Below are 11,131 nucleotides of genomic sequence, written 5' to 3' on the forward strand. Positions count from 1 at the left end.
TCAATTATGAATACGACCGCCAAAGCTGTGCTGTTTAGTCTTTTCTCTATGATCATGTTTAACGCTCAGGCCAATGAGCATCAGCATGGTGAGATGATGAATATGCAGCCAGCGGCTCAACAGGAACAACTCATTAGCGCTACCGGGGTGATTGAAGCTGTTGATATGGGAAGTAAAAAGATTACGATCAAGCATGATCCTATTCCTGCGGTGAACTGGCCAGCCATGACGATGCGTTTTACACGGGTTGCCGATACGAAGGCTGATGATATTAAGCCAGGCGATAAGGTCGCGTTTACGTTTGTTCAGCAGGGAAATCTCTCTGTGTTACGCGATATTCACATCAGTAAATAACGTTCTCGTTGGTCTCTTTTATTCTTGCCCGGGTTTTTGCGAACGCGGGTGAGACTATCGCGCAATGGAAATCACTATGGCGTCTTTAAATATTAAAAATACCGCGCTTATTCTTGCTGGCATGATTGCCGGTGGGGTTATTTCTGTCGGTATTTATACTTATTATTCATCCGCAAAAGCAACGGCTGAAACCGGGCAGGCTTCGCCAAAAGAAGCCAGAAAAGTGTTGTTCTGGTACGACCCCATGTACCCAAACACGCGTTTTGAAAAACCGGGTAAATCGCCATTTATGGATATGGATCTGATCCCGAAATATGCCGATGAAGAGACCGCGAACGCGTCATCACCAGGCGTGCGCATCGATCCTACACAAACCCAGAACTTGGGGCTGAAAACAGAGCCAGTGCGTCGTGGACCACTGCACTACGCGCAAACTTTCCCGGCCAACGTTAGTTATAACGAATACCAGTTTGTTATTGTCCAGGCACGCGCAGCGGGCTTTATCGAGAAGGTTTACCCACTGACCGTGGGGGACAAAATTAAGCAAGGCGCGCCGCTGATCGACCTGACTATCCCCGATTGGGTTGAGGCGCAGAGCGAATATTTATTGCTGCGGGAAACTGGCGGCAGCGCGACGCAGGTGGAAGGAATTCTGGAGAGATTACGTCTGGCTGGAATGCCTGAAGCGGATATTCAGCGTTTAAAATCGACGCGTAAAATTCAGACCCGCTTTACCCTGAAAGCGCCTATTGATGGGGTGATCACCGCATTCGATTTGCGTACTGGTATGAACATTTCCAAAGACAATGTGGTCGCGAAAATTCAGGGTATGGACCCGGTATGGGTCAGCGCGTCGGTCCCGGAATCTATCGCCTGGCTGATTAAAGATGCCTCGCAATTTACCATCACCGTGCCCGCCTGGCCGGATAAGCCTTTCACCATCAGCAAGTGGAGTATCTTACCCAGCGTTGATGCTACCACGCGTACGCTCCAGCTCCGTTTACAGGTCGATAATCCTGACGAGGCGCTCAAGCCCGGGATGAATGCTTACCTGCAACTGAAAACACAAAGCGAGCCAATGCTGCTGATCCCGTCTAAAGCGCTAATTAATACGGGTACCGAGCAGCGGGTAATCACCGTTGATAACGAAGGCCGATTTGTGCCGAAACAGGTTGCGGTATTCCATGAATCTCAAGGACTGACGGCTATCCGCTCCGGCCTGACCGAAGGCGAAAAAGTGGTTTCCAGCGGTCTGTTCCTGATTGATTCCGAAGCGAATATCTCTGGCGCACTGGACCGTATGCGCGCCCAGAACAGTAAGACGCAAGACGCAGCCGCCATGCCAGCCCAGGCGACCCATTCACACTGAGGATATGATAAATGATTGAATGGATTATCCGCCGCTCGGTGGCAAACCGTTTTCTGGTGATGATGGGGGCGCTGTCTCTCAGTATTTGGGGAACCTGGACCATCATCAATACCCCGGTTGATGCGCTGCCCGATCTCTCTGATGTTCAGGTGATCGTCAAAACCAGCTATCCGGGTCAGGCGCCGCAAATTGTTGAAAATCAGGTGACCTACCCGCTGACCACTACCATGCTGTCGGTACCGGGCGCGAAAACTGTGCGTGGTTTCTCGCAGTTTGGCGATTCCTACGTGTACGTCATTTTCGAAGATGGTACCGATCCTTACTGGGCGCGCTCGCGCGTACTGGAGTACCTCAACCAGGTTCAGGGAAAATTGCCGGCGGGCGTTAGCGCGGAAATGGGACCGGACGCCACGGGTGTCGGCTGGATATTTGAGTACGCGCTGGTGGATCGCAGCGGGAAACACGATCTGGCGGAATTACGTTCTCTTCAGGACTGGTTTTTAAAGTATGAGTTAAAAACGATTCCCAACGTGGCGGAAGTCGCCTCGGTAGGCGGCGTGGTTAAACAGTATCAGGTCGTTATTGATCCGATGAAGCTGACGCAATATGGCATCAGTCTGGCGGACGTGAAATCAGCGCTGGATACGTCGAATCAGGAAGCGGGCGGCTCATCTGTTGAGATGGCTGAAGCGGAATATATGGTCCGCGCCAGTGGATATCTGCAAACTCTTGATGATTTCAATAACATCGTCCTGAAAACAGGGGCCGACGGTGTACCTGTTTACCTGCGCGATGTGGCGCGCGTACAGATTGGGCCGGAAATGCGCCGTGGGATCGCCGAACTGAATGGCGAAGGCGAAGTGGCGGGCGGGGTGGTTATTCTGCGGTCCGGTAAAAATGCGCGTGAGGTGATCTCCGCGGTTAAAGCCAAGCTCGATACGCTGAAAAGTAGCCTGCCGGAAGGCGTAGAAATAGTTACAACATACGATCGCAGTCAGCTCATTGACCGCGCCATTGATAACCTGAGCTACAAGCTGCTGGAAGAGTTTATCGTTGTTGCGCTGGTGTGTGCATTGTTCCTGTGGCATCTGCGTTCTGCGCTGGTGGCGATTATTTCCCTGCCGCTGGGGCTGTGTATCGCGTTCATCGTGATGCATTTCCAGGGGCTGAACGCCAATATCATGTCGCTGGGGGGCATTGCCATTGCCGTCGGGGCGATGGTCGATGCCGCCATCGTGATGATTGAAAACGCCCATAAGCGGCTGGAAGAGTGGGGGCATCAGCATCCGCATGAAAAGCTGGATAACGCAACGCGCTGGAAGGTTATTACTGACGCCTCGGTAGAAGTCGGCCCGGCATTGTTCATCAGCCTGCTGATTATCACATTGTCGTTTATCCCTATTTTCACGCTTGAGGGGCAAGAGGGGCGACTGTTCGGGCCGCTGGCGTTCACCAAAACGTATGCCATGGCAGGTGCGGCGTTTCTGGCCATCGTGGTTATTCCAATCCTGATGGGATTCTGGATCCGCGGAAAAATACCTGCAGAAAGCAGCAACCCGCTTAACCGTTTCCTGATCCGTATTTACCATCCGCTATTGCTGAAGGTATTGCACTGGCCCAAGACCACCATTCTGGTGGCGGTGCTTTCAATACTGACGGTTATCTACCCGCTGAATAAAGTCGGTGGTGAATTCCTACCGCAGATTAACGAAGGTGACCTGCTGTATATGCCTTCGACATTGCCGGGGATCTCAGCGGCACAGGCAGCGGACATGCTGCAAAAAACCGACAAGCTGATCATGACCGTTCCGGAAGTGGCGCGCGTGTTTGGTAAAACCGGTAAGGCAGAAACCGCAACAGACTCTGCACCGCTGGAAATGGTTGAAACGACGATCCAACTGAAGCCGCAGGACCAGTGGCGTCCGGGGATGACGATGGACAAAATCATTGCCGAGCTCGATAAAACCGTACGCTTGCCGGGACTAGCGAATCTGTGGGTTCCGCCGATTCGTAACCGTATCGACATGCTCTCTACGGGGATCAAAAGCCCAATTGGCATTAAGGTGTCAGGTAACGTTCTGGCAGATATCGACGCCACGGCGGAGCAAATTGAAGAGGTGGCCAGAACCGTGCCGGGCGTCTCTTCGGCGCTGGCTGAGCGCCTGGTCGGGGGGCGCTATATCAATGTGGATATTAATCGGGAGAAAGCGGCCCGGTACGGGATGACCGTCGGCGCGGTGCAACTGTTTGTCACCTCTGCGGTCGGAGGCGCAATGGTCGGCGAAACGGTGGAAGGGATTGCACGTTATCCGATTAACCTTCGCTATGCGCAGAGCTATCGTGATAGCCCGGAAGCGCTGCGTAATCTGCCCATTCTGACGCCCATGAAACAGCAAATCACGCTGGCGGATGTCGCCGATGTGACGGTGGTTTCGGGGCCTTCGATGCTGAAAACCGAAGATGCGCGACCAACCAGCTGGATTTACATCGACGCCCGCGATCGTGACATGGTCTCAGTGGTGAACGATCTGAAAAAAGCGATCGCTGAAAACGTACAGTTAAAACCGGGGACCAGCGTGGCGTTTTCCGGGCAGTTCGAGCTGCTTGAGCGCGCCAGTCATAAGCTCAAACTGATGGTGCCGATGACGCTGATGATAATCTTCGTTCTGCTTTATCTGGCCTTCCGTCGCTTTGGTGAAGCGCTGCTGATTATCACCAGTGTGCCTTTTGCGCTGGTGGGCGGCATCTGGTTCCTTTACTGGATGGGGTTCCATATGTCGGTTGCAACCGGAACCGGATTTATCGCCCTGGCCGGTGTTGCTGCGGAGTTTGGCGTGGTGATGCTGATGTACTTGCGCCACGCTATTGAAGCCGACCCCGCGCTGGAAAATCCGCAAACCTTTGCGGCGGATAAGCTGGATGAAGCGTTATATCACGGTGCTGTGCTGCGCGTGCGCCCGAAAGCGATGACCGTGGCGGTGATTATTGCGGGTCTGTTACCTATCTTGTGGGGGACGGGAGCTGGCTCAGAAGTCATGAGCCGCATAGCCGCGCCGATGATTGGCGGCATGATCACCGCACCATTGCTCTCACTGTTCATTATTCCGGCCGCTTATAAGCTGATGTGGCTGCACAGGCATCGCCACCAAAAGTAATGCCCTGAAGCGCTCGTCTGCCTCGGTTTTACTGCCGAAGCAGGCGTTGCGTTATGCCGCCAACGCTTTCACGCGTTTGCGGTACTCGCCCGGCGTGCAGCCAAATTCCCGTAAAAAGACTTTATGAAACGACGATTCGCTGGCGTAACCCACCGACTCGGCAATAACGATTAACGGCTGTGTACCGCGCGATAGCATCTGGGCGGCGAACTGCAGGCGCAGCGCGGTTAACACCGCCAGCGGCGTGGAGTTTGATACTTCACGGAATAGCTGTGCGAAGCTGGCCCGCGACATATGTGCACGTTTTGCCAGTTCTTCGACGGTCCAGGCAAAAGCCGGTGACTCCAGCATCATGAATACAACGGCTCCAAGCCTGGGGTGCAGCAGTAAATTCAGCACATTTTTAGCGGGTGTCGACTGGGCGAGCCACTCGCGAACGGTTAACGCGAACAGCGTAGCGCATTGCTGGCTGCAAACGATGCTGGAGCCAGGCAGGTCGTTGATGTATTCCTCCTGCATTAGCGTAATCATGGCCTTCAGCCAATGGCTGACGGGGCTGTTCTCCTCAGGCGCCAGTAATAATACTTCCGGAAGCGCGGTTAAAAAATAGCGTGAAGATGCCTGTAATCGCAGGCTCCCGCAGACAATATGCGTTTGTTCTTCCCCTGTCTGGCACAGACGATGCGCGGAGTTTTGCGGCAGAATGACTATTGTTCCAGGGCGTAATGTGGAAGATGTTCCGTCAGGCATATCCAGTTGAGCGAATCCCTGGGTTACCGTATGCCAGCGAATAACGGACAGTTCACCCGCCGCATGCGGCAGTTGCCAGTCCCTGCTCAACAGGCAGTTTTGATCAATCGAGCCCTGCGGGTCGTTAAGCATAAGTAATCGGCTAAGTGCGTCCATGAAGACTCCTGGGCAGTTTTTGCTAATGCTAATTGAGATGAAAACAATGCTATTACACATAATTTTATTAATAATTTTATGGTATTAGTTTAATTTCTCAATAAGTTGAGTGGAAGGGGAAGAGTGGTTTTTTAGACGATCTGACAGTAATTGGCGCGTTATGGATACATTGTTCGTGCATCGCTAAACCTATAATTCAGTTCAACAAACGAACAGTGACATGGCGGAGAGACAGCATGAATCAGTATCAGGCGATTGTTATCGGATTTGGTAAAGCGGGTAAAACGCTGGCGGCAACACTGGCCAAAACGGGTTGGCGGGTAGCGATTATTGAACAGTCAAACACCATGTATGGTGGGACATGCATCAATATCGGCTGCATTCCCACCAAAACCCTGGTACACGATGCTGAACTTCAGCATGACTTTGCCGCAGCGATGCAGCGCAAGACCTCCGTTGTCAGTTTTCTGCGCGATAAAAACTTCCACAATCTTGCCGATCTGGAAAACGTGGATGTGATTGAAGGTCGTGCTGAATTCATTGATAACCATACAGTGCGGGTCGTACAGCCAACAGGTGAGGTTGAACTGAGCGGCGAGAAAATCTTTATTAATACTGGTGCCCAGTCAACGATTCCGAACGTTGAGGGATTAACCACGACGCCTGGCGTATTTGACAGCACCGGGTTGTTGAATTTGACGCAACGTCCCGAGCGTCTGGGCATTTTGGGCGGTGGGTATATCGGCGTTGAATTCGCATCGATGTTTGCCAACTTTGGTAGCAAAGTCACTATTTATGAAGCAGCTCCGCAGTTTTTGCCTCGTGAAGACCGGGATATTGCTGACACTATCGCCAACATTTTACGCGACCAGGGCGTTGAGCTGATCCTCAATGCCAACGTGCAGTCTGTCTCCTCTCACGATGGTGCAGTACAGCTGCACATGCCGGAAGGTACCCAGACGGTGGATGTGCTGCTGGTGGCATCGGGTCGCAAACCGGCGACTGAAAATCTGCAGCTGCAGAATGCGGGTGTAGATGTAAACGACCGTGGTGCCATTATTGTAAATAAATATCTACGTACCTCGGCAGATAACATATGGGCAATGGGCGATGTCACTGGTGGATTACAATTTACCTATATCTCGCTGGATGACTTCCGTATTGTGCGCGACAACCTGCTAGGCGAGGGGGTACGTAACACGGGTGATCGTCAAAATGTACCATATTCCGTCTTTATGACGCCCCCGCTTTCCCGCGTCGGAATGACTGAAGAACAGGCTCGTGCCAGTGGTGCGGCGGTGCAGGTCGTGACGTTGCCGGTAGCGGCTATCCCGCGTGCGCGGGTGATGAATGATACCCGTGGCGTACTTAAAGCGGTGGTGGATAGCGAAACGAAACAAATATTAGGTGTGTCGCTGCTGTGCGTGGATTCTCATGAAATGATTAATATCATCAAGACGGTTATGGATGCGGGGTTACCTTATACCACATTGCGTGACCAAATATTTACCCATCCAAGCATGAGCGAATCACTAAACGATCTCTTTTCTCTCATTAAATAATAATAGCGTAGTCTACATATTTGCCCCACCCGTGTGGGGCTTTTTTATTTGTTTTTATACTTCCTGATACTAATTGACAGTTATTTTGGCGTTACGGATGAAATAAAATAAAGTGACATGTTTTATTATATTTCCACTGAAATAACTTGTTAATGGGAATAGAAATGAACATGTTTAAAACTACGTTACTAATGACTGCATTACTGACTGCTCCGGTGACATTTTCCGTGTTAGCGCAAACCGAGGTTGCCCACGTTAGCGTATCAGCTGTGTCTGGCACTCCTTCCGTGGTGGAAGATGCCATTGCGAAACTGGCACAGGAAAAGAAAGCGACTTCCTGGAAAATTACCTCAATGCGTATTGATAGCAGCACTCACGCAACGGCAATTTTGTACAAGTGAGGAGAGCTGGAATGGAAAAATATCTTCGTATATTGGGCAAAGGTGATAGGGTTGGATTAACCTTGATTCGCCTGAGTATCGCGATTGTTTTTATCTGGATTGGGTTATTAAAATTTGTACCTTACGAAGCCGACAGCATTACGCCGTTTGTCGCCAATAGTCCGGTAATGTCATTTTTTTATGAGCATCCAGAAGAATACAAACAACATTTAACCCACGAAGGTGAATTCAAACCGCAGGAGCGTGAATGGCAGACGGCGAATAACACGTATACGTTCTCAAATGGCCTGGGCGTAGTCGAAGTTCTTATCGCTTTGCTGGTGCTGGCTAATCCTGTTAGCCGTTGGCTGGGATTAATTGGCGGCGTTCTGGCATTTGCCACACCAATTGTAACTTTATCATTTTTAATAACCACACCAGAAGCATGGGTGATGCCGCTGGGTGATTTACACCACGGATTTCCGTACTTGTCAGGCGCTGGACGGTTGGTGTTAAAAGATACGTTAATGTTGGCGGGAGCGGTGATGATCATCGCGGATTCTTCCCGATCAATTATTAAGCAAAAGTATTGAATTTTTAACGTTGTACCCTCTGCAAGACAGTAAGCCACTATAGTTCGATTCGGTAATTACCGGGCCAGCAGGACGCTGGCCTTTTTTCTGCCCTAAGGGAAATTTATGTTATACATGAAATACAATGATTCGCTTTGCCACAATAACCAGTCGGACTTATATTACTGATTAATAATATAGTGAAGTAAGCATCTTCTTTCTTCTTTCGATAGCGCACCAGTTCGCATATTGCGTAGTTCCTCCATCAAAACCCATTCATTTTTCTCTGTTTTTTTCTGTGCAATTCTTGCTATTTGTTATCTCAAAATGACACTTTAAAAAAGATTGTTATTCACTTTTGTTATAATTAAACAACACGTTCGCATGGTTTTAGGCATGACTTCAGCTAGAATTAACTTTGATTAAATGTTTTTACGTATCAATAAATGGCTAAAGATAGTTAAAAACTTAATTTTTAATCAACTGTTCGACATGGAATCCACTATGGTAATTAAGCACCAGGGGTGGATGCTGATCTCGCGTTTTGTGAGTAACCAAACGCGGGACATATCTTAAATATGGAAATAAGGGTTTTAGAATGAGCTTTGGATTAGCAAAGGAAGATAAGTTTGAAATCATAGCTACCCTTCGTGAAGAGCTGCACAAGAAAACGAAACTGGAAGTGTTATGTGAAAACAGTAGCGTTATCACGCAGTTAGAGAAGGTTGATTTCGAGCGGTTTGTTATCTCCTGGCACGAAGACATTGTTCCTGAAAAGGTCCAATACTTTATCCTGCACAGCGAAAGCGGGATTGTGAAATTTAGTGCCAGATTCGAGCAAACCCCATCAGCAGGTGCAGAAGTAGGATTATCCTACCTCATACCGGATTTGATTTTCTTTGCCCAGCAGAGACAAAATCAGCGTTTTTCCTTCATGAAGGGGTATGACTTTTTCTGTTTTGGTCGTTACAAAAATGGAGAAAACTACTCTTTCAAGATTAAAAATATCTCGCAGGGTGGTTGTGCGTTAATCGTTCAAGATGTAAACGCCCGTTTTCTTTATAAAGATGCGGTGATTAAAAATGCATCTCTGGATTTCGATACATTTGGCAGTTTACAACTGGACTTAAAAGTGATCGATGTCGTCCTGATCAATGAGTTTGATGAGGATAACCAGTTGTATTCCTGTCATCAGATCTCGTGTGAGTTTGATTTTAAAAATCGTCGTGAAGAGACTGAAGTCGAGAAAATTATTATTAAATTTTTAATGAGTAACAAGATTAGAAGCTTATAAGGAACGGTGAACAGGATGTTGATGTGTGGCAGTGATAATTTTGTGGGCAATGGTATGTTTGCCTACCTCACCAGCAAACATGTACCGATACAAACATTCCAGTTTGAGGATATGTTGCATCAGTCATCATTATGCCAGCATCAAACCATGGTTTTTAATATCATCGATAATGAACATGCGTGTTCGGACATTGTTCAGTTTTTGAATAAAAACCGATTCAAATTTTATAATAACGTCGTGGTGATTGTTGCTGATAGTTTGGTGGCGAAATTATGCGTAGAGTTATTATATGTCGAAAAAATAATAGTTTTGACTGAAAAATCTTCATTGCGTGATTTTGGTCAATTGGCGACATTATCAGTCGGGAAATGGAACCCCCGACTGTATCGTTCGCAGAAAAGATTAACCGAAAGAGAGCAGCAGATCCTGAACTTACTGGTAAGTGGTTATACAGCCAAAGAAATTTCTGAGTTAGTTAGCCTGAACTATAAAACGATTCAGGCACATAAGATGAGAGTCGTCGCCAAGCTTGGCCTGACCAATACCTCTGATTTAAATAAGTTAATTGTCAGATTTACCCATCGTATGTCTTTTTTACCCTAACCTGACCATTCTTTTCTGATGTAATACACCTAATAGTAGATACAATTCGGGAGTGATTTTGACTGGTTTTTAATGTTATGATTTGTAGAGGGAGAGGGGAATGTTTAATTCCAATGAGGTGCTAACTGCGCTTGAAAAGGCTTTGAATACCAGTCAACTTTATATGGTTTATCAGCCTATTTTCAATTTACATGCCCAGTGTATAAGCGGATTTGAAGCATTAATGCGTTGGAATAGTCCTCAGATGGGTATGATCTCTCCCGATGTTTTTATTACGTTACTGGAAGATAGCGGCAATATTATTTCAATTGAAGATATGGTTACTCACTCTCCGTGGGATGTTGCAACTTCCTGGCCTGACCCCATTGTATTATCCGTCAATATTTCCGCGCTTGAATTCTGCGATCCTCTGTTACCCCAACGCGTCAGACAAAATCTTGCCACCTCCGGATTGCCGGTCCATCGATGCCAAATAGAGGTCACCGAAACGTCACCGCTGTACGACAGTCAGATTGCGGCTAAAAATATGACGGAATTAAAGGCGATAGGGGTCAAGCTTGCGCTTGATGATTTTGGAACCGGTCATGCTAATCTTAATTACCTGTTGAAATATCCTTTTGATACCTTAAAAATTGATAAAGAATTTGTCACTGGCATTGAACCCGACACCCGATCGACAAAGATTGTTGAGGGTATTATTTCACTGGCGCATAATTTTGGTATCGAAGTTCTTGCCGAAGGGGTGGAAACCCAGTCCCAACTGGACCGGTTGATGCAGATTGGTTGTGACAAAATTCAAGGCTTTTTCATTTCTCCCCCGGTGCAGGCACAAGAGATCCCTTCACTCTTAGCGCAATATAATCGTTAATCCTTCCGTATTTACGTTTCCCAATCCCTTGATTGTTCCACGTTGCTGGTAAGTCTGTAGGCCTGATA

10 protein-coding genes are annotated in these 11,131 nt (G+C 48.3%); 9 read left to right on the forward strand and 1 reads right to left on the reverse strand.

Annotated elements, in window-relative coordinates:
• Positions 1 to 6: 6 nt before the first annotated feature.
• The 3 genes from cusF (at position 7) to OGV98_RS15745 (ending at position 4,878) form a co-directional block, all read left to right on the forward strand.
• Positions 7 to 354, forward strand: a complete 348-nt coding sequence (cusF, locus tag OGV98_RS15735) for a cation efflux system protein CusF (protein WP_003835715.1) — start codon at positions 7 to 9, stop codon at positions 352 to 354.
• Positions 355 to 430: 76 nt separating this feature from the next.
• Positions 431 to 1,723, forward strand: coding sequence for an efflux RND transporter periplasmic adaptor subunit (locus OGV98_RS15740; RefSeq protein WP_202580700.1), 1,293 nt, complete (start codon positions 431 to 433; stop codon positions 1,721 to 1,723).
• 11 nt (positions 1,724 to 1,734) lie between these two features.
• On the forward strand, positions 1,735 to 4,878 hold the full coding sequence (locus tag OGV98_RS15745; RefSeq protein WP_202580699.1) for a CusA/CzcA family heavy metal efflux RND transporter: 3,144 nt from the start codon (positions 1,735 to 1,737) through the stop codon (positions 4,876 to 4,878).
• A gap of 51 nt (positions 4,879 to 4,929) precedes the next feature.
• On the opposite strand, the gene rclR is transcribed toward OGV98_RS15745, so the two are convergent.
• On the reverse strand, positions 4,930 to 5,784 hold the full coding sequence (rclR, locus tag OGV98_RS15750) for a reactive chlorine-specific transcriptional regulator RclR (protein WP_044699470.1): 855 nt from the start codon (positions 5,782 to 5,784) through the stop codon (positions 4,930 to 4,932).
• Between the two features lie 236 nt (positions 5,785 to 6,020).
• On the opposite strand from rclR, the gene rclA reads away from it, so the two are divergent.
• The 6 genes from rclA to OGV98_RS15780 all read left to right on the forward strand — a co-directional run bounded on the left by rclA (position 6,021) and on the right by OGV98_RS15780 (position 11,063).
• Entirely contained in the window at positions 6,021 to 7,346 is a 1,326-nt protein-coding gene (gene rclA, locus OGV98_RS15755; protein ID WP_003847475.1) for a reactive chlorine resistance oxidoreductase RclA, read from the forward strand.
• A 170-nt stretch (positions 7,347 to 7,516) separates the two neighbouring features.
• Complete coding sequence (gene rclB, locus OGV98_RS15760) at positions 7,517 to 7,747, forward strand: reactive chlorine resistance periplasmic protein RclB (protein ID WP_003021959.1); 231 nt, start codon at positions 7,517 to 7,519, stop codon at positions 7,745 to 7,747.
• An 11-nt stretch (positions 7,748 to 7,758) separates the two neighbouring features.
• Complete coding sequence (gene rclC / locus OGV98_RS15765) at positions 7,759 to 8,319, forward strand: reactive chlorine resistance membrane protein RclC (RefSeq protein WP_016149749.1); 561 nt, start codon at positions 7,759 to 7,761, stop codon at positions 8,317 to 8,319.
• A gap of 577 nt (positions 8,320 to 8,896) precedes the next feature.
• Positions 8,897 to 9,592 carry a flagellar brake protein gene (locus tag OGV98_RS15770; protein ID WP_054528169.1) on the forward strand — a complete coding sequence of 232 codons (696 nt, stop codon included), beginning with the start codon at positions 8,897 to 8,899 and terminating at the stop codon, positions 9,590 to 9,592.
• Positions 9,593 to 9,613: 21 nt separating this feature from the next.
• Entirely contained in the window at positions 9,614 to 10,195 is a 582-nt protein-coding gene (locus tag OGV98_RS15775; protein WP_008319941.1) for a helix-turn-helix domain-containing protein, read from the forward strand.
• A 100-nt stretch (positions 10,196 to 10,295) separates the two neighbouring features.
• Positions 10,296 to 11,063, forward strand: a complete 768-nt coding sequence (locus OGV98_RS15780) for a putative bifunctional diguanylate cyclase/phosphodiesterase (RefSeq protein WP_032948757.1) — start codon at positions 10,296 to 10,298, stop codon at positions 11,061 to 11,063.
• Positions 11,064 to 11,131 lie beyond the last annotated feature (68 nt).

This window comes from Citrobacter sp. Cf136 (assembly GCF_030333815.1).
GTDB lineage: Bacteria > Pseudomonadota > Gammaproteobacteria > Enterobacterales > Enterobacteriaceae > Citrobacter > Citrobacter freundii.

Coding starts and splice junctions, on each gene's coding strand:
- rclC (WP_016149749.1), top strand. CDS start 7,759: ATGGAAAAATATCTTCGTATATTGGGCAAAGGTGATAGGGTTGGATTA.
- OGV98_RS15745 (WP_202580699.1), top strand. CDS start 1,735: ATGATTGAATGGATTATCCGCCGCTCGGTGGCAAACCGTTTTCTGGTG.
- rclB (WP_003021959.1), top strand. CDS start 7,517: ATGTTTAAAACTACGTTACTAATGACTGCATTACTGACTGCTCCGGTG.
- rclR (WP_044699470.1), bottom strand. CDS start 5,784: ATGGACGCACTTAGCCGATTACTTATGCTTAACGACCCGCAGGGCTCG.
- rclA (WP_003847475.1), top strand. CDS start 6,021: ATGAATCAGTATCAGGCGATTGTTATCGGATTTGGTAAAGCGGGTAAA.
- cusF (WP_003835715.1), top strand. CDS start 7: ATGAATACGACCGCCAAAGCTGTGCTGTTTAGTCTTTTCTCTATGATC.
- OGV98_RS15775 (WP_008319941.1), top strand. CDS start 9,614: ATGTGTGGCAGTGATAATTTTGTGGGCAATGGTATGTTTGCCTACCTC.
- OGV98_RS15780 (WP_032948757.1), top strand. CDS start 10,296: ATGTTTAATTCCAATGAGGTGCTAACTGCGCTTGAAAAGGCTTTGAAT.
- OGV98_RS15770 (WP_054528169.1), top strand. CDS start 8,897: ATGAGCTTTGGATTAGCAAAGGAAGATAAGTTTGAAATCATAGCTACC.
- OGV98_RS15740 (WP_202580700.1), top strand. CDS start 431: ATGGCGTCTTTAAATATTAAAAATACCGCGCTTATTCTTGCTGGCATG.